The organism is Pseudomonas sp. O230 (assembly GCF_045447035.1).
Lineage (GTDB): Bacteria > Pseudomonadota > Gammaproteobacteria > Pseudomonadales > Pseudomonadaceae > Aquipseudomonas.
The window spans coordinates 65954-89566 of the sequence record NZ_JBJGXN010000014.1 but is presented as its reverse complement, the minus strand read 5'-3'; the positions used below and the strand labels follow the sequence as shown (position 1 = coordinate 89566).

The window sequence follows — 23613 nt, the reverse complement described above, 5'->3', positions numbered from 1 at the left end:
CTAATCTGCTGGGACAACAATAACCACAGGTGACCGCAGTGAGGCAGACCACCGAGGCATTTCGCAGCCGCTATCGCGCGGACATTCATCCGCTCTACAACCCCTGGCTGCACGGCGTCTTTGTGCTGCTGTTCGGCTTGCTGGCCATCGGTGTGTTCTGGAGCACCGTGCACCAGGTGCAACCGCTGGAATGGCTGGCGGTGCCGCTGACGTTATTGTTCTTCAACTTTGGCGTGTACAGGGTGCATCGACACCTGGGGCATCACAAAAAGAGCTTCGCGCGGATGTTCTATGCCCGTCACGCCGGCGACCATCACAGCTTTTTTGCGCCCGGCCACATGACCTACGACAGCGCCCGTGACTGGCGGGTGATCCTGTTTCCGGCATGGCTGATCGTGGTGCACACGCTCGTCATCACCCTGCCCCTCTGGTGGCTGCTTGAACAGTTCGATGCCAACGTCGCCGGGCTATTCGGCGGCTGTCTGGTCCTCGGTTATCTGGCTTATGAAGTGTTTCATGCCTGCGAACACCTGCCACCAGAGAACCCGGTCACACGCTTGCCGTGGATCCGCCAGATGCGTCGTCTGCATGAGTTGCATCACCGTCGTGAGTTGATGCAGGAACGCAATTTCAACATCGTTTTTCCACTGATGGACTACCTGTTCGGCACGCTCTATTGGGAGCCCGAGCCGACTTACCTGACGAGAGCGCCCATGACCCGCATGCAGCATCAAATCAACATTGCCGGCAACCCGATTGACGTGCTCGCCTACGCCAGCACAGTGGCCCGCTGGCCCGAATGGCACCCCTCGTCGCTCAAGGTCGATGGGCCGAGCGGCGCGCTGCATGCAGGGGCGCGGTTCGAAGAAGACATCCGCGCCGGCGGGCGCGAGGGGCATCTGAGCTGGGCGGTCAACGAGTATCTGCCCGGTCGCCGCTGGAGCGCACGGGCTCAAGGTGACAACGGCCTGTCGCTGGTGGTGACTTACGAATGCACGGCCGAAGGCGATGGCACGCGGTTTGTCCGTACCCTGGAATATCAGTTCAGCGGCCTGGCGATGCGCATCGCCAATCGGCTGCTGCTCAAGCGGCGCATTGACCATGAGTCGGCCGCATCGATGCAGGCCTTGCGCGAGATGGCGCACAAACACCTGGCCGCCGCAGGAGTCAACGCGTGAGTCGAACCGTCAAGTTTCGCCATGTCGTGTTGCTGGTGATCGTGGCCATCGGCGCCTTTCTGTTGCTGATGCCGACCAACGTGCAACCGGTGGCCTGGACTCCGCCGCGGGCACCGTCCCTCACCAGCGGCCCCTATGCCGACAATCAACGCCTCAAGGGTGTGGAGCGTGTCGGCGCGGATGACATCGACGGGCCGGAAGCGTTGCTGTTGGAGGACAACGTACTCATTACGGGCCTGCATGACGGTCGGCTGATTCGCACCAGCCTCGACGGCAAAGTCACCAAGGTGCTGGCCGATACCGGCGGCCGACCGCTGGGCCTGGCGCGTCACCCCAATGGGTTGCTGGTGATCGCCGACGGGGTCAAGGGCTTGCTCTCGCTGGACGCCCAGGGGCGTTTGATTCCATTGACCACAGCGGCCAACGGCGTGCCTTTCGGTTTCACTGACGACGTGACCATCGACAAGTCCGGGCACTACGCCTATTTCAGCGATGCTTCCAGCCGCTTCGGCTACGGCCACGACGGCGAGGCGATCATCGAGCATGGCGGCGACGGTCGCTTGCTGCGTTATGACTTCCAGACCGGTAAAACCGACGTCTTGCTGGATAAACTGGAGTTCGCCAACGGCGTGACGCTGGGCCCGGAGGATGCCTTTGTGCTGGTGAACGAGACCGGTGCCTATCGCATCAGCCGTTACTGGCTGAGCGGCCCCAAGGCCGGCACTCACGATCTGTTTATCGACAACTTGCCGGGCTTGCCGGACAACCTGGCGTTCAATGGCCGAGACCGTTTCTGGGTGGCGTTGTATGCACCGCGCAACGCCCTGCTCGATGCCACGGCGCCGCACCCCTTCGTGCGCAAGATGATCGTGCGGGCGATGACTGTCCTGCCCAAACCGGTGGAGAAACGCGCGTTTGCCTTGGGGCTGGATCTGGAGGGCAAAGTGATTGCCAATCTGCAGGATGGCAGCAGTGGAAATTACTCGCCGATCACCACGGTGCGTGAATATGGGGAGTGGTTGTATTTCGGCTCGTTGAAAGCCAAACACATGGCGCGATTGCCGCTCACCACCGCGTTGTCGCAAACACCCAATTGAACTGTAGGAGCTGGCTTGCCAGCGATGGCGTCGTCACGGCCGCCATCGCTTCGCCAGCAAGCCGGCTCCTACAGGTTCCGTATCGTTCAAAGGTTACCGCGGATCCATCTGGCCATTGCGCACTGCGTTGTCGGTTTCTTCAAGCACGTGCTCCGGGTCCATGGCAGTGAGGTCATCATCGTCCAGGGGAATGGCGCCTTCGTTGTTCGGCAGTTCGTCGATGCCCGGTTCGTCTTCGGGGTTGATGGCGGTGCGGCCGGGGCTCAATGGTTCGGGATGGGTCGGGATCGGATCGTAGCCGCCCTGTTCTTCACTTGGAAATTTGGGGTCATTCATGGGGCACCTCGCATGGAGCCGTAGATTCGGACTCTGATCATTCGAGGTGCCGGGATTTATCGCCGTTCCAATTTTTCAGTCACCGGTCGTCGGTGGCTGGAGCGACACGTCAGGACGGGGCCTGGAGTTGTTTGACGATCTTGTCCTTGACCAGCAAGCGCGTCTCCTTGAGCTTCCTCACTGCGTCATCGCTGGACTTGGCTTGCTCTGCCTTGACCACTTCAGCATCCGCCTGCGAATACTTGTTGATCAGCGAATCCAGTAACGGATCCTTGGTGCGTTTTTGCTGGATCTCTTCCTTTGATATTTTCAGGTCCTGAAAAAGGTCGTGTGACACCGGCATGGAACACCTCCGTTTGTTGATCGGTAGCAAACGCGATCGATTGCGTTCACCAACCATCAGAATGGCCTCGGTTGGTGGGTTCTGTCGACCGCCTATCAGACCAGCGGTGTCCGTTCGTCGTCCTGTCGTAAACACGATAAAACCTTTGTCCACCCGTCGACCTCCACAGATTAACGATCAGCCGATCGCCGATAAAAAACCTGTGTGGAGAATGACCAATGGACGGATTCACCCTGCGCCACCTCGCCCTGGCCGTAGCCTTGAGCACCAGCATGGGCACGGCTTTCGCGGCCACTGACAATGACTTCGTAGACAACGCGGCGGCTGGCGGCATCGCCGAGATCGAAACCAGCAAACTGGCACTGGAAAAAAGTGCATCGGCCGACATCAAAAGCTTCGCCAACATGATGATCACCGATCATTCCAGGGCCAACGATGAACTCGCGGCCATTGCGAAGAAAAACGACATTGAGGTGCCGGACACCACGACGCTGGTGAAGCAGGCCAAGGAAAAGATTCTCGACATGCGCGACGAATCGTTCGACGCGGCCTATGCCAACAATCAGGTCAAGGCGCACGAACAAACCATCGCGCTGTTCAAGAAAGAAGCCAACACCGTGACCGACGACCAAGTCAAAGGCGCCACCGAACTGAAAGGTTTCGCGCAAAAAATGCTGCCAGCACTGGAGAAACATCTGGATATGGCGAAGAAACTGCAAGCTGCGCACCCGAGCAAGTAACGCGCACCACAACAAAAGACCGCCTCCACGGATGCGGTCTTTTTGTTTGCGCCCGTACTAGCCGCCGTCAGTATCGATGTCGGCGTCCGTTTCCTCGCCAGGTTTCGGGCGATCAGGATGCGGCTTGAAGCCCGGGCTGAACTCATTGTCGTTGTCGGTGTGGCGATTCTTCTGATCAACCGCTTGATCGGCACTTTCCGGTTCGGCGGTTTTAGCGTTTTCCTCAAGCTCACGTTGATCGTTCATATGTACCTCGTTCGTCGCTGCCATTACCCGGCTGAAAACATCGGCCTTGTGAATTCGAAGCTTTGCGACAGGCATCGTTCCATTGGACAGAGCACCGATTCTGCAGGCGTTATGGAGGCTGCGATCTTTTGATTCATTCTCACCCCAGCACCCGAGCCAAAAACGGCGCAGTTCGGCTCTTTTTGCTGTTGGCGACTTTCTGCGGTGTGCCTGCCACCACAATCTTGCCACCCTGATCCCCTGCCCCCGGCCCGATGTCGATCACCCAATCACTCTGCGCCACCACGCGCATTTCATGTTCGACGACGATCACCGTGTGCCCCGCCGTGACCAGCGTGTTCAACTGTTCGAGCAAGCGATCGACATCCCGTGGATGCAACCCCGTGGTGGGTTCGTCGAGCACGTAAAGCGTCGCACCGCGCTGGTTGCGTTGCAGCTCGGTGGCCAGTTTGATCCGTTGGGCTTCACCGCCCGACAACTCGGTCGCCGGTTGGCCGAGCCGCAGGTAGCCCAGGCCGATGTCGCGCAGCACTTCCAGAGAGCGACGGATCCCCGGTTGTTCGGCAAACACCTCGACCGCTTCATCCACCGTCAACTGCAACACTTGGGCAATGTTCAAACCCTGCCAGCAAATCGCCAACGTCTCAGGGTTGTAGCGGGCGCCGTGGCAGGTCGGGCATGGTGCGTAGACGCTGGGCATGAACAGCAATTCGACACTGACAAAACCCTCACCTTCGCAGGTCGGGCAGCGGCCCTTGGCGACGTTGAAAGAGAACTGACCGGCGTCGTATCCCTCGGCCTTCGCCTCGGGTGTCGCGGCATAGAGCTTGCGCACGTTGTCGAACAGCCCGGTGTAGGTTGCCAGGTTAGAACGCGGCGTGCGGCCAATGGGTTTCTGATCGACTTGCACCAACCGCTTGATCGACTCCAGCCCCGCACTGACGTGGCCGCCACTGACTTGCGGTACATCGTCCTCAAGGCTCAACTCTTGCGTTTCGCTGTCACCCGTCGCACGCCCCAGATGCGCGCCCACCAGTTCCAGCAACGCCTGACTGACCAGGCTCGATTTACCGGAGCCCGAGACGCCGGTCACCGAGGTGAAGCAGCCCAGCGGAAACTCGACGCAAAGGTTGTCCAGGTTGTTGCGGGTGATGCCTTCCAGCCGTAGCCAATCGCTCGGCTTGCGGCTGGCTCGCGGCAGCCTGACCTGATCGGCGAACAGGTAAGCGCGGGTCTGCGAGTTCGTCACGTCGGCCAGGCCCTGCGGCGGTCCGCTGTACAGAATCCGCCCGCCATGCTCGCCCGCCGCCGGCCCGACATCGATCAGCCAGTCGGCTCGGCGCATGGTTTCCAGGTCATGCTCGACCACGAACAGCGTGTTGCCCGCCGCTTTCAAACGTTGCAGGGCGTCGAACAGTGCTTCGCCATCCGCCGGGTGCAGACCGGCTGACGGTTCATCCAGTACGTAAATCACCCCGAATAACTGCGAACCCAATTGCGTCGCCAGACGCAGTCGCTGCAACTCACCGGACGACAACGTCGGCGTGCTGCGCTCCAGTGCCAGGTAACCGAGCCCCAGATCCGTCAACGTACTGACCCGCTCCAACAAATCCTGGGCGATGCGTTGCGCGGCCAGGCGTTTTTCCACCGACAGGTTGGGCGTGTGGCGCACATCCGGGGCATGGGCGTGACCGCTGGCACCGTGGGCCACTCGCTGCTCCCGGGCCTCGCGGGTCTGCTCATGGCTCATGACTTCGCCCGCCTCTTCGGCGTGCTCGAGGTAACTGTGCACCGCCACCGGTTTCAACACGTCGGCCACTTGCAACAACGGCATTTGTGACAACTCGCCAATGTCATAACCGGCGAATGTCACCGACAACGCCTCGCGTTTCAGGCGCTTGCCGTCGCACAGCGGGCACGGGCTGCCGAGCATGAATTGCGAGACGCGCTTTTTCATCAGCGCACTTTGCGAGTGGGTGAACGTATGCAGGATGTAGCGTCGGGCACCGGTGAAGGTGCCCTGGTAGCTCGGCTCCATGTTGCGCTTGAGCGCGACTTTGGTTTCTTCAGGTGTGAGCCCGGCATACACCGGAACCGTTGGGGTTTCTTCGGTGAAGAGAATCCAGTCGCGTTGCTTTTTCGGCAGGTCGCGCCAGGGTCTATCGACGTCGTAGCCCAGGGTCACGAGGATGTCCCGCAGGTTCTGCCCTTGCCACGCCATAGGCCAGGAAGCGACCGCGCGCTGGCGAATGGTCAGGCTCGGGTCCGGGACCATCAGCGCTTCGGTGACTTCATACACCCGGCCCAACCCATGACAGTCGGGGCAAGCGCCCTGGGGCGTGTTCGGTGAAAAGTCTTCGGCATAGAGCATCGGTTGCCCCGGCGGATAGCTGCCGGCGCGGGAATACAGCATGCGGATCAGGCTCGACAACGTGGTCACGCTGCCCACCGAAGAGCGCGTGCTCGGCGTGCCCCGTTGTTGTTGCAAAGCGACTGCCGGCGGCAGACCTTCGATGGAATCGACATCGGGCACGCCGACCTGGTCGATCAACCGGCGCGCATACGGCGCTACGGATTCGAAATAGCGGCGTTGCGCTTCGGCGTACAGGGTCGAGAACGCCAACGAAGACTTGCCCGAACCGGAGACGCCGGTGAACACCACCAACGCATCACGGGGAATATCGACATCGACATTCTTGAGATTGTGCTCACGGGCCCCACGCACTCTGACCATGCCGGAAGGAGGATTGGAGGTGCGCTTGGAAGTCATCAGGTGGCCTTGATTAGAGGGTTCTTAGAATTGACGCATCGCCAGGAATTTACGCGATCCAATTGTAGGAGCCGGCTTGCTGGCGATAGCGATCTCACGGACGCCATCGCCAGCAAGCCGGCGCCTACATTGGTTGTGTGTTCAGCCGTTGAGGACGCTGCGGACCATTCGGGTCAGCGCCTCGGGGCCATAGGGTTTGCTCAACAAAAATGTGTCGGGGCTGAGTTGGTGATTGCGCGAAATAATGTCACGGGTGTGACCCGAGGTGAACAGCACCGCCACGGGTGGATTCTGCACACGGGCCCAGGCGGCCAGGTCCGAACTTTTGATCAGGCCGGGCATGACCACGTCGGTGAAAATCAGCTCGACCTCCACGCCTTCCAGCAACATTTGCATGGCGGCGTCGGCGTTGGCCGCCGTCAGGACTTGATAACCCTCTTCCCGCAGCAACTCCACCGCCGAACTGCGCACGGCCTCGTTGTCCTCGACCACCAGAATGGTTTCGTGGCCGCCGCGATGCTGCGCGTGAGTGGTCACCGTTTCACTCAGCAACGGTCGCAGGCTGCGCGGGAAATACAACTGCACCCGTGTGCCCTGCCCCTCGACGCTGGCCATTTCGATATGCCCGCCGCTCTGTTTGACGAAACCGAACACCATGCTCAGCCCCAATCCGGTCCCCTGACCGTCGGCCTTGGTGGTGAAAAACGGTTCGAACGCTTGTGCGAGCACCTGGGCTGACATGCCGGCGCCGGTATCCGCCACGCCGACACGCACGTAATCGCCAGGCGAAATACCTTTGCCCGCGCAAAACTTGCGGTCGAGGCTCACGTTCTCGGCGCTCAGTTCTATGGTGCCTTCGCCCGCCATGGCGTCACGGGCATTGATCGCAAGATTGAGAATGGCGTTTTCCAGTTGGTTGCGATCAACATTGATGTGCCAGGACGCCTGAGACAGCCGCACATCGATCAGGATGGTTTCGCCCAACGCCCGTTGCAGCAACTCGCCCAAGCCTTCGAAGATCTGCCGAGGGTCGCAGACCGCTGGCGACAACGGCTGACGGCGGGCGAAGGCGAGCAGTTGCGAAGACAGTTTCGCGCCGCGCTCCACCGCCGCAATCGAGGCCGTAACCCGACGCTGCACGTTGGCATTGTCCGGTTCGTGCCGCGCCAGCAGGTGCAGGTTGCCGGCGATCACTTGCAGCAGGTTATTGAAGTCATGGGCCACGCCCCCCGTGAGACCGCCGATGGCTTCGAGCTTTTGCGACTGGCGCAGTTGCTCTTCCGCCGCCAGCCGCGCTTCGACTTCGTCGGCGACGCGCTGCTCCAGGTTTCGGGTGAACTTGAGCAGGGATTCTTCGGCGGTCTTGCGTTCGTGGATGTCGATCAACACACCGGGAAAACGGAACGGTTCGCCCTGTTCATCGAATTCGCAGCAACCGCTGGCCTGCACCCACAGGTAATTGCCATCGGGGCGCAGGACACGATATTCGGCGTTGAAGGGCTCACCGGTGGTGACGGACTGATCGACCTGCTCTTTGACCCAACTACGGTCGTCGGGATGAATCCGCGCTTCGGCGAAGTCCGTCGGCAAGTCGCCGAGGTTACGCCCGGTCGGGAAAGAAAAGGTCCGGGCGAAGCGTTCATCGCCGGAGAGCAGATTGCCCTTGATGTCCCAGACGAACGAGCCAAGCAAGGCCCCGGCGTTCAGCGCCAGGCGCACCCGTTCATTGTCGGCGCGGTAGGCGTCTTCGGCTTCCTGACGCCGGCGTTCGGAATTCACACGTTCCGTGGTTTCAACCACCATCGCCATGACCCCGGCCGGCCGCCCCTCGTCATTGGCCACCGGGCTGTAATAGAGGTCCAGCCAGACGTTTTCGGGGACGCCGTCGCGCAACAGCACCAGTTCTTTGTTGCGAAAGGACAAGGTGCCGCCAGCCAGGCAGGTGTCGACCACGTGCCGATTGAATTCGGCGACCTCTGGCCAACCCAGTTCCACCGGAGAGCCCAGCAGATAAGGATGTCGGCCACCGGCGAACGACGAATACGCATCGTTATAGATCATGTAACCGGGGCGGCCCCAGAGCATCACCATCGGCAGCGGCGACGCGAGCAGCAACTGCACCGCGCTGCACAGGCTGGCGGGCCAGGTTTGCAGGCTTCCCAGTTCGGTGCAGCTCCAGTCGAACGCACGGATGCGCCCGGCCATTTCGCCGTTCCATCCGTCACACCCGTGGCTATCGTCTAGAAACTGCATCGACTGGCTCTGAGTCCTGTGATTGGCGCCCGTTTGTTTCGAGCATCACGGATGCCAATGGTTTCATAGAGGTTAGCTGAATCTCTGGGCAATTTACGGCAGCTACAGAACCCTGTGGGAGCGAGCCGGTTCGCGATGAAGGCCTGACATTCGACAACTTCATCGAGTGTTGCACAGCTGTCGCCGACAGATACCCAGTCAGGTTTGGGGTTTGTGATCAAACCTCAATCAGATGCTTGAGCGGATGGTAGCCAGTTTTCAACGTGGCAGCGACGTCCAGGATCGCCTTCTCGATGCCATTCAAATGCATGCAGGTCAGTTCGATGGCGGCACTCTGATTGCCGGCCTCGATGTACTCGATCAAGCGCAGATGCTCATCGTCGCGACACGCTTCGTGGCTGTCGTCGTCCAGCGCGGCGGCGTACAGCGAGGCGCGGGAAATCAGTTTGCGGAACCAGTCCAGCAACACCGGATTGTTCAGGCTTTGGGCGAGTTTTATGTGGAACTCGCCGAGCAGATGAATCAGCCGTTCATGGTCGCCGCTGCGGTGCGCTTCATCCTCGAGCAACAGGTGATCGCGCAGGTCCTGGGTCACGGCGGTATCACGACGCCGACAGAGCTCGGTGACGATGCCGATCTCGATCAGGCGCCGCGTTTCAAACAGCGAGCGGATCTCTTCATCACTGGGCAACGACACCGATGCCCCCTTATTGGGCTCGGTCGTCACCAATCCATCGGCCTCCAATTGCTTGAGCGCGGCACGAACCGACGTTCGGCTGACATTGAAAAGTTCGGCCAACGAAGCCTCGCCCAGCTTCATGCCGGGACGCAACGAGCGCTTGCTGATGGCCTCGTAAACCCCTTGGTAGACGCGGTCGACCGTGGTTTCGAGTTTCTTCTCGGTCATTTCAACACTCCTTTAGCGCTAATCAACCGGCCCCAGGCGATGAGCAGCCTTTGAAAAAGGGGGTTGCACGAGCAGATTAATCCGGTTATTTGTAGATTGCATCCAGATATTGCATACAATAATTAGAGGAAATGCACCATTATGGGTCAAGAATATGCAATCCCGCCCTTCGCAATACAGGCGCGTAACGTTTCCAAGCGCTATTGCGACGATCCAGGGCAAGCTCCAGCCCTCGACAACGTGTCAGTCGACATTGCCGACAACGAGTTTTTCACCCTGCTCGGCCCGTCCGGCTGCGGCAAAACCACCTTGCTGCGAACCATTGCCGGTTTCGAGCACGTCAGCGACGGCGAGATCCGTCTCGCTGGCGAACCGGTCAACCACCTGCCGCCGTTCAAGCGCCGGGTCAATACCGTCTTTCAGAGCTATGCGCTGTTTCCGCACATGAGTGTCGCGCAGAATATCGCCTTCGGCCTCGAGATGCAGGGCCTTGATCACAAGGTTATTCCTCGGCGCGTCGATGAGATGCTGGCGCTGGTGCAAATGCAACACCTGGCCAAGCGCAAACCCGCCGAGTTGTCCGGTGGCCAGCAACAACGCGTGGCTCTGGCCCGGGCCCTGGCGCCGAAACCAAAAGTGCTGTTGCTGGACGAACCGCTGTCGGCGCTGGACCTCAAGCTGCGTAAAGAAATGCAGGTCGAACTCAAGCGCGTGCAGAAGGAAGCCGGGATCACCTTCATTTTCGTCACCCACGATCAGGAAGAAGCGCTGACGCTGTCCGATCGCATCGCGGTGATGTCTGCCGGCAAGATCCTGCAGATCGGCACGCCGAACGATATCTACGAACGGCCGCAGCACCAGTTCGTCGCCCAGTTCATCGGTGACATCAATTTCCTGCCCGGCCACCTCAAGCGCGGCCAGCACAACGAAAATCTCTTCGTGCCCAACGGCATGCCAGTGGAAATCCCCTGCCCGGCCCAGGGCTTCGACGGCAGCAAGGTGCAATTGGCGTTTCGCCCGGAGCGCTCGCAACTGGTCGACCTTGAGCAACCGCACCATCTGCGTGGTGTGATCGAAGCCGTGTTGTATGTCGGCACCGCGACCCTCTACCAATGCCGCTTGAACAACGACATCAAGGTCATGCTGCGCGAAAACAACGAAGGCTTGAATCGCGGCCGGGTGGTCGGTGATCGCGTGGCGGTCAATCTGCCGCCCCACGCCTGCCTGTTGATGGAGGCCTGAGATGAGCGTCAGCAGCACTTCCCCCGCTCTCAACCGCGCGCTGTTGCTCAGCCCGGTGGTCTTGACTTTGCTGGCACTGATCGCGATTCCGCTGGGCATCATGGGCTACATCAGCCTGTTGCCGCGCAACGTCTATGGCGGCGTCGACTGGCAGGCCGACTGGCAATTGCAAAGCTACGTGCAGCTGTTTTTCCAGGAAGGATTCGACGGTGAACTGGAGCTGAACTGGGTCTACGCCCAAGCCTTGTTGCGCTCGGTGTTCCAGGCGGGCGGCACGACGGTGTTGTGTTTCCTGTTCGGTTTCCCGGTGGCGTTGTGGATGTCGAGCCTCACGCCGCGCCGGCGCAACCTCATGGTCTTGCTGATCACCATTCCGTTCTGGACCAACCTGCTGATCCGCAACTACGCGTGGCTGATCATCCTGCGCGAACACGGTTGGGTCGCCCAGAGCCTCAACGCGCTGTTCCCCCAGGCCGGTGGCATCACCCTGCTCTACAACGACTTCGCCGTCAGCGTCGGGCTGGTCTACAGCTTTCTGCCGTTCATGATTCTGCCGATCTACTCGACCCTGGAAAAACTCGACTGGCGCCTGGTGGAAGCGGCCTACGACCTCGGTGCCAATCGCTGGCACGCGTTGAAACGGATCATCCTGCCGCTGTCGATGCCCGGCGTGATTGCCGGCGCGTTGCTGGTGTTTGTGCCGAGCCTCGGCGCCTTCATCACCCCGGCGATTCTCGGCGGTGGCAAGACGCTGATGATCGGCAACCTGATCCAGCAACAATTCGGCACCGCACGCAACTGGCCGCTGGGCAGTTCGCTGTCGTTCCTGTTGTTGGGGATTCTGCTGCTGTCGCTGGTGCTGTACGCCCTCTATAGCCGCAGCGCCGCCAAAACTCTACGTCGGGGAGCCACCGCATGATCGCCCTGCACCTGAAAAAACTGCCGCTAACCCGCGAAGTCAGCCTGCTGATCCTGGCCTATCTGTACGTGCCGATCCTGGTGTTGATTGCTTACAGCTTCAACGCCAACCGCTCGGCGACGGTGTGGACCGAGTTTTCGTTCGCCTGGTACGGACGGATTCTGGCCAACCCGTCGATCCAGACCGCAGCGCTGAACTCGATCATCGTCGCCAGCATCGCCACAGTCTGCGCCACGGCCATTGCGTTGCTTGCGGCACTGGCGACTTATCGGCCGTTCTATGGCCAGAAAATGGTCGAGGGCGGGATCAACCTGCCGCTGATCCTGCCGGAGATCGTCACCGCCGTGGCCACCTTGCTGCTGTTCATGGCGCTGGGGATCAAGCTCGGTTTGCTGACGGTGATCGTCGCGCACATCGGCTTCTGCATTCCCTTCGCGTACTTGCCGATCCGCGCACGGCTCAACGACCTCGACAAAAGCCTGCTGGAAGCGGCGAACGATTTGTACGCCAACCCGTGGCAGGTGTTTCGCCGGGTGACGTTGCCGTTGTTGTGGCCGGCGGTGTTGTCCGGTTCGGTGCTGGCGTTCGTGGTCAGCCTCGACGATTTCATCATGACCTTCTTTGTGGCCGGCCCCGGTTCGACGACCTTGCCGGTTTACATCTTCTCGGCGATCAAGGCCGGCGTGACGCCGGAGATCAATGCGATCTCGACCCTGATGCTGGTGATTTCCATCGTGCTGGTGGTGCTGGCCTTCTGGCTGGGACAGCGCGGCAAAAACCAATAATCCTGGAGCGTTCTTTTATGAAATTGAAAAGCATGCGTTACGGCGTCGCCGGTCTGGCCCTCAGTTGCTTCACCGTTTTCACCGCACAGGCCGCCGAGCCCAAGGAACTGTTCTTCTACAACTGGACCGATTACTACCCGGTGGACCTGCTGGCCAAGTTCGAAAAGGAGACCGGGATCAAGGTCACCATGGACGGCTACGACAGCAATGAAACCCTGCTCGCCAAGTTGCAGGCCGGCGGCGCGGCGTATGACGTGATCGTGCCGTCGCAATCGATCATGCGCACCCTGATCAACCAGGACCTGCTGCTGGAAATCGACACCCCGACCCTGCCCAACTTCCAGTACGTCAAAGCGGCGTTCCGCGACCCGAGCTTCGACCCTGGTCGCAAATTCTCCGCGCCGTACCTGTGGGGCACCACCGGGTTTTCCTATGACAGCGCGCGGGTGCCGGGCGGCAAACTGGACGATTCGTGGAAAGAATTCTTCGAACCGCGCAAGGAACTGCAAGGCCAACTCGCCGCGCTCGACACTTCCAGCAGCGTGATCAACGCCGCCAGTCATTACTTGAATGTCGACGAGTGCAGCGAAAACCCGCAGGACGCCAAGCGCATTCTGGAACTGCTGCAAAAGCAGAAACCGTTCCTGAAGATGTACAGCTCGGACAACACCGTCGACCGCATGGCTTCCGGTGAAGTGATCATGATGCAGAACTGGAACGGCTCCACCGCCCGGGCCACGTTGCAGAAGAGCACGATCAAATACGTGTATCCGAAGGAAGGCCTGGCAATGTTCCAGGACAACTTCGCGGTGCCCAAAAGTGCGCCGCATCCGGGTAACGCGAAGATCTTCATCGACTGGATGATGAAGCCGGAAAACGCCGCGGCGGTATCCAATGCGATCGCCTATGACAACGGCATTCAGAGCGACAAATTGATCGACGCCAAATGGCGGGTGATGGACGCGATCAACATGCCCGACGAGTTCGCCTCGCGTTTGCGCCCGGAAAAAGAGTGCAGCAACAAGGCGCGGGAGCTGCAAGACCGGATCTGGTCGAAGCTCAAGGGCTGACAGCAAGACCGCGTCGCGGCCATCGCCAGCAAGCTGGCTCCTACAGTGATTTGTGTTGATCACAACGTTTGTGAACACCCCTAACCCTGTAGGAGCTGGCTTGCCAGCGATGAGGCCCGCCCAAACACCACAAAATTCGAGGTTTGCAATGACCCACCCCCGCTGGCTGCGCAATGTGCGGCCCTACGGTTCCACTGCCGAAGACCTGCTGATCGAAAACGGCCTGTTCAAACAACGCCGCCCGGCATCGTCCGCGCCGCTGACCACCACCGACATCGACGGCCAGAACCAACTGCTCACCCCGGCCCTGGTGGAAAGCCACGTCCACCTCGACAAAACGCTCTGGGGCCAACCCTGGCACCCGAACAGCGCCGGGCCGACCCTCAAGGATTACATCGCCAATGAGCGCCGCGTACTGCGTGAAGTGCAGAGCCCCATCGCCGAACGCGCCGGCGCCCTGCTGGAAAACTGCATCGCCCGCGGCTCGCTGACCCTGCGCTGCCACGTCGACATTGACCCGGACTTCGGCCTGCGCCATATCGAAGCCATGCAACAGCTGCGCGAACGCTACCGCGATCTGATCGACCTGCAACTGGTGGTATTCCCGCAAACCGGCCTGATCAGCCGCCCCGGCACCGCCGAACTGATGCGCGAAGCCATGGCCCTGGGCGTGGAAAACGTCGGTGGCCTCGACCCGTGCGGCATCGACAACGACCCCGTCGCCCAACTCGATTTCGTGTTCAAGCTGGCCAGCGAATTCGACCGTGGTGTCGACATTCACCTGCACGACAAAGGCGAATTGGGCCTGTGGCAAATCGCGCTGATCGCCGATTACACCAAGCATTTCGGGCGTCAGGGTCGGGTGATGATCAGCCACGCCTATTGCCTAGGCATGTTGCCGTGGAGCCAGGTCAAGCCGGTGGCCGAACGCTTGGCGGCCTTGGGTATTTCGTTGATGAGTTCGGCGCCGGCCGATTGCGCGGTGCCGCCGTTTTTGGCGTTGCGCGAGGCCGGGGTGAACGTGTGCCTGGGTTCGGACGGCATCCGTGACGCCTGGTCGCCCATGGGCAACGGCGACATGCTGGAACGGGCGATGCTGCTGGCGTTGCGCTTCGATTTGAACAAGGACGAGGAACTGGCCGCAGCGTTTGCAGCGGCGACGGTGAATGGCGCCTTGGCGTTGGGCTGTGAAGATTACGGCGTGGAGCTCGGTCAACCGGCGGACTTCCTGTTGATGCCGGTACAGACGCTCGGTGAGGCCGTGGTCTCGCGGCCCCTGCGTCAGGTTTATCGACGCGGCGAGCTGATTGCCGCCGGCGGCCTACTGCTGGACAGCCGTTTGTGAAGCGCATGGGATTGCGGGCCAGCTGCGTGGTCGGGTTCGACGGCACGCAGCATGTGCTGTGGCGCGACGGCGAGGTGGTGTTCGAAGGCTCGCGCATTGTGTTTGTCGGGCGTGGCTATCCGGGGCCGGTGGATCAGTGGGTCGATTACGGTAACGCGCTGATCGGTCCCGGTTTCATCGATCTGGACGCGCTCGGCGACCTCGATTCCACGGTGCTGACCCTGGACAACGGCGATGAACGCCACATGGGGCGGATGTGGTCCGAAGACTATCTGGCAGCCGGTTCGCGGGAGAGTTACACCGCGCAGGAAGAAATCTTCAAGTACCGCTACGCCTTCACGCAGCTGATCCGCAATGGCATTACCACCGCCATGCCGATCACCTCGATGTACTACCGCGAGTGGGCCGAGACCTACGACGAGTTTGCTGCGGTGGCCGGCGTGGCGGCCGAGCTGGGGCTGCGGACTTACCTCGGCCCCTGCTACATGAGTGGCATGAGTTACTGGCGCACCGATGGCAGCCTCGGGCATCACTGGGATGAAGCGCGGGGCCTGGCCGGGCTCGACGCGGCGGTGCGTTTTTTCGAGGATTTCGACGGTTCACATGACGGGCTGATTCGCGGCGCGTTGCTGCCGGATCGCATCCAGACCTGCACCCCGGAGCTGTTGCAACGCACCGCCGCGCTGAGCCGTGAGCTGAACGCGCCGATGCGTTTGCATTGCTGTCAGGGCCTCGGCGAAGTGGCGATGGTCGAGCAGTTGCGCGGTGTTTCACCACTGGAATGGCTGGCGCAACTGGACTTGCTGACCCCGCGCAGCCTGCTGCCCCACGGCATTTACACCCGCGGTGATGCCGACCTGCAACGGGTGGTGGATGGCGGCGCGAGCCTGGTGCATTGCCCGGTGGTGTTCGCCCGGGACGGCGAGGCGTTGAACTCGTTCGGACGCTATCGGGCCAAGGGCATCAACGTTGCGCTGGGCACCGACACCTGGCCGGCGGACCTGTTGGAGAACATGCGTCAGGGGTTGAACATCGCTCGCTTGATGGAGGGCGGTGGTTCGATGACCCGTGCCCTGGACTTTTACAACGCCGCCACACTTGGTGGTGCCAAGGCGTTGGGGCGCGACGACATCGGTCGCCTGGCACCGGGAGCCAAGGCCGACATCACCGTGTTCAGCCTTCGCGGTCTGCATTTGGGGCCGCTGTTCGATCCCTTGAAAAACCTGGTGCTGGCCGGACGTGGTGACGACTGCATCGCCAGCTACATCGATGGCCGCTGCGTGATGCAGGACGGCCAGGTGCAGGGCGTCGACTACCCCGCCCTGCAACGCCAGGCCCAACGACAATTCGAAACACTGATGCGCAGCCACAGCGGTCGCGCGTTTGGCCAACCGGACTGGAAAACCCTGTTCAAACCGGCCATCCCGTTCGCCGATGACTACAGCGCACACGCGCCGCTGAGCGCGATGGATCCCCTTCTTTAGAGATTTCTGCCCATGCAAAGCTTCGACTTCAGCACCCTGAGTGCGCGGGACAAATACAAGATTCTGATCGGCAGCGTGGTGCCTCGGCCCATCGCGCTGGTCACCACGATTGATGGCGAAGGACGGATCAACGCCGCGCCGTTCAGCTTCTTCAACGCGCTGTCCGCCGACCCGCCGATCCTCGCGCTCGGGGTGGAAAACTACGGCGACCAAAGCCCCAAGGACACCACCCGCAATATCCAGCTCAATCAGGAATTCACCGTCAATATCGTCAGTGATGCGCTGGTGGAAGCGATGAACGTCTGCGCCGTGCCTTTCGCTCCCGGTTTCGACGAACTGACCGCCGCCGGGCTCACCGCGATTCCCGGCACCACGGTCAAATGCCCGCGAATCGGTGAAGCCCCGGTAGCCCTGGAATGCCGACGGATGATGGCGCTGTCCATCGGGCAGTCGCGGGAGATTATCTTTGGCGAAGTGCTGATGGCGCATGTGCGGGATGAGCTGATTGATCCGAAAACCTTGTACATCGATCAACTCGGGCTCGATGCGATCGGGCGAATGGGTGGGCATGGGTATGCGCGCACGCGGGATTATTTTGATCTGCCGACCCGGTCGCTGCAGGCGTGGACGGATGCGCCCGGCGGTGGCGAGCGGTTTTGGCCCGACGCTAAATAACAGATGACCACGACCTGTAGGAGCCAGCTTGCTGGCGAAGCGGTGGTGGCCGTGATGACGCCATCGCCGGCAAACGGAACGCCGCCCGGCCGCGCCTACAGGTGTGTGTTTACTTCAGTGGAAATCCCGGCTGCGTATGCTGATGCCGTCGAGCAGGTCGCTCAGGTCGCTCATGCGCCCGGCGATCAGGTGCCGGACCTCGCCCTCCTTCTCCCAGCGTCCGTCGACCTTGAGCAACTGCGAGCCGACCAGTACCTGGCGTTGCCGCTCGGCCAGGTCACGCCAGACCACCACGTTGACGTTGCCAAACTCGTCTTCAAGGGTGACGAAGGTCACGCCACTGGCGGTGCCCGGACGCTGCCGACCGGTCACCAGCCCGGCGACGCTGACCGGTCGACCATGCTCGACCTCCAGCAGCTCCTGCGAACTGCGACAGCGCCGGGCTTTCAATTCCCCCCGCAGCAGCGCCAGCGGATGCGGACCGAGGGTGGTGCCGAGACTGTTGTAATCGGCCAGCAGGTCTTCGCCTACCGTGGGTTTGGGCAATGCCACCGCGTCCTCTTCCTGACTTGGTAAACCGGCGAACAACCCCAACTGTTTCTGCACCCCCGCCACTTCCCAACGTGCTCGATGACGATCACCGGCCAGCCCACGCAACGCGCTGGCATCGGCCAGTTGCTCTTGCGCACGGGCATCGAGTCGCGCCCGCTCGCCAAGGTCGGCGATGTCGATAAACGCCCCCTTCGACCTCGCGGCTTCGATACGCCGCGCATCGTCCTCGCGAAAACCCTTGATCATCCGCAGCCCCATGCGAATCGCCGGTTGCGCGCCGATGACCGGTTCGAGGCTGCAATCCCAGTCGCTGGCGCGCACGTCCACCGGACGGATCTGCAAATGATGCCGGCGCGCGTCCTGCAGAATCTGATCCGGACTGTAGAAACCCATGGGCCAGCTGTTGATCAGCGCACAAGCGAAGGCCGCCGGCTCGTGGCATTTCAACCAGCAACTGGCATAGGTCAGCAAGGCAAAACTGGCGGCGTGGGATTCGGGAAAACCGTAGCTGCCGAAGCCTTTGATCTGCTCGAAAATCTGCGCGGCGAATTCGGGTGTGTAGCCTTTTTTCTTCATGCCCGCAGCGAGGCGATCCTTGTGCGGTTCAAGACCGCCGTGACGTTTCCAGGCGGCCATGGAACGGCGCAACTGATCCGCTTCGCCGGGACTGTAACTGGCGGCGACAATCGCAATCTGCATCACCTGCTCCTGAAACAGCGGCACCCCAAGCGTGCGTTTCAACACCTCCCTCAACTCTTCGGAGGGATAGCTTTCGAGTTCTTCCTTGTTTCGCCGTCGCAGGTACGGATGCACCATCCCACCCTGAATCGGCCCCGGACGAACGATGGCCACCTCAATCACCAAATCATAAAACTTGCGGGGCTTGAGCCTGGGCAGCATCGACATTTGTGCCCGGGATTCGATCTGGAACACGCCGATGGTGTCGGCACGGCTGATCATGTCGTAGGTTTGCGGGTCTTCGGCGGGTATCGTCGCCAGACTCAAGTCCAGGTGGCGATGACGGCGCAGCAAATCGAAACAACGCCGAATCGCGCTGAGCATGCCCAACGCCAGAATATCCACTTTGAGCAACCCGACCGCGTCGAGATCGTCCTTGTCCCACTGAATGATGGTGCGCTCGGCCATGGCGGCGTTTTCCACCGGCACCAGACTGTCCAGCGGCTGTTCGGAGATGACGAAGCCGCCGGGGTGCTGGGACAGGTGTCGGGGAAAACCGATCAACTGTTGCGTCAAACTCAACACCCTGAGCAGCACCGGGCTCTCGGGATCGAAACCGCCTTCACGCAGGCGCTCCACCGGTGGTGTTTCATCGCTCCAGTGGCCGCAGCAATCGGCCAGGGCATTGATCTGGTCCGGCGGCAAACCCAACGCCTTGGCCACATCGCGTACCGCGCCGGCCGCGTGATAGGTGCTGACCACCGCGGTCAGCGCCGCGCGGGTCCGGCCATAGCGCTGGAACACGTACTGCAAGACTTCTTCGCGGCGTTCATGTTCAAAGTCCACATCAATATCCGGCGGCTCGTTGCGTTCCTTGGAGAGAAAACGCTCGAACAGCATATTCATCCGGTCCGGGTCGATCTCGGTGATGCCCAGGGCGAAACACACCGCCGAGTTGGCCGCCGAGCCCCGACCCTGACAGAGAATTTTCTCGCGTCGGGCGTAAGCGACAATGTCCTGAACGGTCAGGAAATAGCTTTCATAACCCAGCTCGGCGATCAGCCCCAGTTCCTTGTCGATCAGCCCGCGCACTTTCTCGCTCGCACCTTCGGGCCAGCGCTCGCGAATGCCACGCTCGGTCAATTCGCGCAGCCAGGACGCGGCGCTGTGGCCTTGCGGCACCAGCTCTCGGGGATACTGATAACGCAACTGGCCAAGATCAAAGGTACAGCGCCGGGCAATGGTCACCGTTTCATCGAGCAACGCTTGCGGGTAGATCGATTGCAACACGTCGAGACTGCGCAGATGCCGCTCGCCATTGGGGTGCAGGCGCAACCCGGCCTCGGCCACTGGCAGGTGATGACGGATCGCGGTCATGGTGTCCTGCAAGGCGCGCCGCCCGCGTGCGTGCATGTGCACATCGCCGCTGGCCACTGGCGGGATTCGCAGCTCCCTTGCCAATGTCATCAATGCACTCAATCGCCGGGTATCGTCCTGACCGCGATGCAGTTGGACCGCCAGCCACAGGCGCTCGGCGAAGGTTTGCTTCAGCCAGTGACCGGTTTGAAAATCATCCAGCGCATCCGGCACCCACAACGCCAACAGCCCCGGCAAAGGCTCGCTGAAATCCTCCCGCAGCACCTGATACTGGCCTTTCTGCGAACGCCGCCGCGCTCGGGTAATCAGCCGACACAGGTTTTGGTAGCCCTCAAGGTTCTCGGCCAGCAGCAACAGTTTCGGACCGTTTTCGATGCGCATTTCGCTGCCGATAATCAGGGGCAGTTCTACGGATTTGGCCGCCTGCCAGGCGCGGACGATGCCCGCCAGCGTGCATTCGTCGGTGATCGCCAACGCCTGATAGCCCAGCTTTTTCGCCCGCTGAAAGAGCTCGAGGGCGCTGGAGGCGCCGCGCTGGAAACTGAAGTTCGACAGGCAATGCAGCTCGGCATAATCGATGCTCATGCGAACCAGCCCTGCAACCACAACGGGCCGCCCTCACCGACCGCACGATAGGCCCAGCCCTGTTGGCCGGAACGGGTTTCGATCAGGTAGTAATCGCGCCGCACGTCGGCGCCGTCCCACCAACCGGACTCGATGCGCTCCGGGCCCATGAGGATGCGCGTAGAACCTTCGTGTACCGCTTGCGGTTCCGTCAGCAACCAGCCCGGACGCTGCACGCCAGGCATCACCGCGCAGCGCTGGCTGTCGGCACTGGCCTGCCAGGCGCACTCTGGCCGGTGATCGGCCTGGAACCGCAAGCCCTGCACCGCGTCATCTCCCAGGCGCGCGCGCAAGCGTTCGCGCAGTTGCTCCCAAGGCAAGGACTGCTGCGGACGGTCGTCGAACAGCTCCTGATATTGCGGAACGAAGGCCGGCAAGTCTTCGGCGCGCAGACGAAAACCGCGCACCGGCGCCTCGACCTGAACCTGTTCCAGCCGCCCTCGGGCCAGTTCGAAGAGCATCGCCGGATCACGCTCGGCGCTGAGCAGGCCGACCTTGATCACGCTGTCCGGCAACCCGGCATGTTCCAGGTGCAGGTCGAAACGCTGCACACCGCTGTCGCGACCGCACAGGAACGCCGACAGATCGCCGGTCAGCCGGCGTAACGGAAACAGCAGCGCCTGATGGGATTGCACGTCGAAATTGAGCTCGATGCGCACATCGAAGCGGTCCGGCGGCAGGTAGAAGGCCAGCGCCAGCCGTCGTTCGCCAAACAGCGCGTCCAGATGCTTGAGCACCTGGGCCTCGAAACGCCGCGCCAGACTCTGTCGCGGTAACGCCTGCACCTGGCTCAAGGTGCGCAGCCCCATGCGCGACAACGCCGTGGCCACCGCCGGCTCCAGAGCGATCCGGTCGACAGGCAATTGCCCCAGATGATGCCGCAAGGCTTGATCGTCGGGCACCACCAGACCGTCATACGCATTGGCCAATACCCGCGCCGCCACCGGATTGGGCGCGGCAACAATCCGATGCCGAAAGCCCAGTTCGCCAAGTTCGGTGCGCAAGCGCGCTTCGAATTGCGGCCAGTCGCCAAACAACCCCAGGCTGGACTCGATTTCAAACACCACCGCACGCGGGTAATGCACGCTGACCTGGGAGCTGAAGCGGTAGGCCCAGGCAGCGAGAAACTGCTGCCAGTGCTCGATCTCGGCCGCGTCGTATTCCGCCGTGACAAAGCCTTTGCTCAAGGCCTGCGCGGCGGTCATCGACTGCCCCGGACGCAAGCCCAGGGCCCGAGCCGAAGCGTTGACCGCCTGCAACACCCGACGCTGCGCCGGGCCGGTCAGCAGCGCCAGCGGCTCATCGGGGTCGGGGCGCTGACGCAGTACCGCGTCCAGCGCCAATTGCGGAAAGAGAATGCACACCCAGCGCATGGCAACCTCAATGCCCCACAGGGAAGGCAATCGGTGCCGAGCGGGCCAACCCGCCCCGACACTTGAGCACGCGCAATTGCGCAGGCCTGGCATCGATGGCGATGCGCAGCGCGGCCGGCGACGGGTTGATTGCTTCATGGATCGAGCGGTAGGCGAATGCCAGGGTCGAGCCGGTTTCCGCCGCCACCTGCAAGCGCCGCAAGGCACGGTCATCAGCCTTGTGCGGCCAGCACAGCACCGCGCCGCAACTGCCCGAGCGCAGGCATTGTTCCGCCGCCCACAGCGCATCGCGCTCGCTGGCCTGGATGATCGACAACTGGCGCAGATCAACCCCGGCGTTCTGCCAGGCTTGCGGATACGGCACGTACGGCGGCGCCACCAGCACGATACGCTCGCCCGCTGCCGACAACCGTGCCAGCGCCGGCCACACCAGTTGCAACTCGCCGACGCCCTGCCCGGCCAGGAGGATTTCAGTCAGCGCCGCTTCCGGCCAGCCGCCGGTGGGCAACGCCGCATCCAGCGCAGCATGCCCGGTAGGTTGCGGGCTGACTGTCGGTGGCGCAGGCCGGCCCTTCCAGACCTGGCCGCCATTGAACAGCGTATCCAGCGCAACGACGGCGCCCATCACCCTTGCCTCACCAGACCGCAGAACACCCCTTCGATGGCCAGGTCCTGATCGGCGTCGACGATGATCGGCTTATAGGCCGGGTTGCGCGGCAACAGGCGAACAGCATCGCCGACCCGTTCGAAACGCTTGATGGTGACTTCGCCGTCAAGCCGCGCCACGACGATCTGGCCATTGAGCGCTTCGGGGTTGCGGTGCACGCCCACCAGATCGCCGTCGAGGATGCCGTCCTCGATCATCGAGTCGCCCTGGACCCGCAGCATGTAATCCGGCACCCGGGAGAAGATCGACGGGTCAAGCAGCAAGCGGCTGTGTACCTCGGCATCGGCACCGATCGGCGCCCCCGCCGCCACCCGACCGAGGACCGGAATGTCCAGCAACTCGGGGCGCGCCGGTTGCCCGAGCAAACGAATGCCTCGGGCCTGATGCGCATTGACCTCGATGAAACCGGCCTCGGTCAGCGCCAACACATGCTTGCGCGCCACGCTGCGGGAGGCAAAACCAAAGGCCTCGCTGATTTCAGCGAGGCTCGGGGACTGACCGTGTTCCGCGATTCGATCACGGATAAACGTCAGGATGGCAGTACGGCGGGGAGTTAAAGTCGTCATGGAGTACATTTGTACTCTTTTGGCTTTTTTCTGGCAAGGACCGCCAGTCAGCTCCCCTTGATCACGGGGCCCGGCGTACCGCACATCCAGAGTCAGGCCCTACAACGTCCGCTGCCGATTGCCGATCGCTTTGGCCTGCTCGATTCCCCACTCCATCGCGGCCTCCATGTCGAGAAAATGCAACGACGGGTGGTCATTCTCCTCAATGGCCGAGCCATCGGGTCGGTATACCCCGATGAACATTCCCAACGAGCCGTCTCGCAGGATCTCGGCCTTGACCTTGATACTGCAACTGTTCGACAGCGTTTCCGTGTGGACCAAATGACGTTCAGTCATTGCTGCATTCCTCTCGTCGTTGAAGGCCGAGTCGTGCCTGTACCCATTGG

Annotated in this window: 21 protein-coding genes; 10 read left to right on the top strand and 11 right to left on the bottom strand. The window is 61.6% G+C overall.

Annotated features, from left to right (window positions below; genetic code table 11):
- Positions 1–38: 38 nt before the first annotated feature.
- Together ACI77H_RS27560 and ACI77H_RS27555 are read left to right on the top strand one after the other, a co-directional pair.
- On the top strand, positions 39–1178 hold the full coding sequence (locus ACI77H_RS27560) for an SRPBCC family protein (protein WP_407014916.1): 1140 nt from the start codon (positions 39–41) through the stop codon (positions 1176–1178).
- Positions 1175–2275 carry an SMP-30/gluconolactonase/LRE family protein gene (locus ACI77H_RS27555; protein WP_407014914.1) on the top strand — a complete coding sequence of 367 codons (1101 nt, stop codon included), beginning with the start codon at positions 1175–1177 and terminating at the stop codon, positions 2273–2275. The genes ACI77H_RS27560 and ACI77H_RS27555 overlap by 4 nt, the downstream gene beginning before the upstream one ends.
- Positions 2276–2368: 93 nt before the next feature.
- Here ACI77H_RS27555 and ACI77H_RS27550 read toward each other — a convergent pair whose 3' ends face one another.
- Both ACI77H_RS27550 and ACI77H_RS27545 read right to left on the bottom strand, forming a co-directional pair.
- Positions 2369–2611 (bottom strand): hypothetical protein, encoded by a 243-nt coding sequence (locus tag ACI77H_RS27550; RefSeq protein ID WP_407014913.1) that lies wholly within the window; start codon positions 2609–2611, stop codon positions 2369–2371.
- 109 nt (positions 2612–2720) lie between these two features.
- Positions 2721–2954, bottom strand: coding sequence for a DUF465 domain-containing protein (locus ACI77H_RS27545; RefSeq protein ID WP_407014912.1), 234 nt, complete (start codon positions 2952–2954; stop codon positions 2721–2723).
- A 218-nt stretch (positions 2955–3172) separates the two neighbouring features.
- On the opposite strand from ACI77H_RS27545, the gene ACI77H_RS27540 reads away from it, so the two are divergent.
- Complete coding sequence (locus ACI77H_RS27540) at positions 3173–3694, top strand: DUF4142 domain-containing protein (RefSeq protein ID WP_407014910.1); 522 nt, start codon at positions 3173–3175, stop codon at positions 3692–3694.
- A 57-nt stretch (positions 3695–3751) separates the two neighbouring features.
- On the opposite strand, the gene ACI77H_RS27535 is transcribed toward ACI77H_RS27540, so the two are convergent.
- The 4 genes from ACI77H_RS27535 to ACI77H_RS27520 all read right to left on the bottom strand — a co-directional run bounded on the left by ACI77H_RS27535 (position 3752) and on the right by ACI77H_RS27520 (position 9870).
- Positions 3752–3940: a hypothetical protein gene (locus ACI77H_RS27535; protein WP_150639778.1), complete on the bottom strand. Its 189-nt coding sequence runs from the start codon at positions 3938–3940 to the stop codon at positions 3752–3754.
- 139 nt (positions 3941–4079) lie between these two features.
- Positions 4080–6710 carry an excinuclease ABC subunit UvrA gene (gene uvrA, locus ACI77H_RS27530; RefSeq protein ID WP_407014908.1) on the bottom strand — a complete coding sequence of 877 codons (2631 nt, stop codon included), beginning with the start codon at positions 6708–6710 and terminating at the stop codon, positions 4080–4082.
- A 141-nt stretch (positions 6711–6851) separates the two neighbouring features.
- Complete coding sequence (locus ACI77H_RS27525) at positions 6852–8963, bottom strand: ATP-binding protein (protein ID WP_407014906.1); 2112 nt, start codon at positions 8961–8963, stop codon at positions 6852–6854.
- A gap of 217 nt (positions 8964–9180) precedes the next feature.
- Complete coding sequence (locus ACI77H_RS27520; RefSeq protein ID WP_008154995.1) at positions 9181–9870, bottom strand: GntR family transcriptional regulator; 690 nt, start codon at positions 9868–9870, stop codon at positions 9181–9183.
- 141 nt (positions 9871–10011) lie between these two features.
- On the opposite strand from ACI77H_RS27520, the gene ACI77H_RS27515 reads away from it, so the two are divergent.
- From ACI77H_RS27515 to ACI77H_RS27485, 7 genes are all read left to right on the top strand, one after another.
- Positions 10012–11112 carry an ABC transporter ATP-binding protein gene (locus tag ACI77H_RS27515; protein ID WP_407014905.1) on the top strand — a complete coding sequence of 367 codons (1101 nt, stop codon included), beginning with the start codon at positions 10012–10014 and terminating at the stop codon, positions 11110–11112.
- Between the two features lies 1 nt (position 11113).
- Positions 11114–12031, top strand: a complete 918-nt coding sequence (locus ACI77H_RS27510) for an ABC transporter permease (RefSeq protein ID WP_407014903.1) — start codon at positions 11114–11116, stop codon at positions 12029–12031.
- Positions 12028–12816: an ABC transporter permease gene (locus ACI77H_RS27505; RefSeq protein ID WP_122840660.1), complete on the top strand. Its 789-nt coding sequence runs from the start codon at positions 12028–12030 to the stop codon at positions 12814–12816. Before ACI77H_RS27510 ends, ACI77H_RS27505 begins: the two co-directional genes overlap by 4 nt.
- A 17-nt stretch (positions 12817–12833) precedes the next feature.
- Positions 12834–13886 (top strand): extracellular solute-binding protein, encoded by a 1053-nt coding sequence (locus ACI77H_RS27500; RefSeq protein WP_407014901.1) that lies wholly within the window; start codon positions 12834–12836, stop codon positions 13884–13886.
- 148 nt (positions 13887–14034) lie between these two features.
- On the top strand, positions 14035–15231 hold the full coding sequence (locus ACI77H_RS27495; RefSeq protein ID WP_407014899.1) for an amidohydrolase family protein: 1197 nt from the start codon (positions 14035–14037) through the stop codon (positions 15229–15231).
- Entirely contained in the window at positions 15228–16715 is a 1488-nt protein-coding gene (locus tag ACI77H_RS27490; RefSeq protein ID WP_407014898.1) for an amidohydrolase family protein, read from the top strand. The genes ACI77H_RS27495 and ACI77H_RS27490 overlap by 4 nt, the downstream gene beginning before the upstream one ends.
- A 12-nt stretch (positions 16716–16727) precedes the next feature.
- On the top strand, positions 16728–17390 hold the full coding sequence (locus ACI77H_RS27485) for a flavin reductase family protein (protein WP_407014896.1): 663 nt from the start codon (positions 16728–16730) through the stop codon (positions 17388–17390).
- Positions 17391–17504: 114 nt separating this feature from the next.
- On the opposite strand, the gene ACI77H_RS27480 is transcribed toward ACI77H_RS27485, so the two are convergent.
- The 5 genes from ACI77H_RS27480 to ACI77H_RS27460 all read right to left on the bottom strand — a co-directional run bounded on the left by ACI77H_RS27480 (position 17505) and on the right by ACI77H_RS27460 (position 23563).
- Positions 17505–20603, bottom strand: coding sequence for an error-prone DNA polymerase (locus ACI77H_RS27480; protein WP_407014895.1), 3099 nt, complete (start codon positions 20601–20603; stop codon positions 17505–17507).
- Positions 20579–21994, bottom strand: coding sequence for a Y-family DNA polymerase (locus ACI77H_RS27475; protein WP_407014893.1), 1416 nt, complete (start codon positions 21992–21994; stop codon positions 20579–20581). The genes ACI77H_RS27480 and ACI77H_RS27475 overlap by 25 nt, the downstream gene beginning before the upstream one ends.
- Before the next feature lie 7 nt (positions 21995–22001).
- On the bottom strand, positions 22002–22619 hold the full coding sequence (gene imuA, locus ACI77H_RS27470) for a translesion DNA synthesis-associated protein ImuA (RefSeq protein WP_008034486.1): 618 nt from the start codon (positions 22617–22619) through the stop codon (positions 22002–22004).
- Positions 22619–23236, bottom strand: coding sequence for a transcriptional repressor LexA (gene lexA / locus ACI77H_RS27465; RefSeq protein WP_407014891.1), 618 nt, complete (start codon positions 23234–23236; stop codon positions 22619–22621). The genes imuA and lexA overlap by 1 nt, the downstream gene beginning before the upstream one ends.
- A 90-nt stretch (positions 23237–23326) precedes the next feature.
- The gene (locus ACI77H_RS27460) at positions 23327–23563 is read right to left on the bottom strand and encodes a hypothetical protein (RefSeq protein WP_407014889.1); all 237 of its coding nucleotides are present in this window, start codon (positions 23561–23563) and stop codon (positions 23327–23329) included.
- Positions 23564–23613 lie beyond the last annotated feature (50 nt).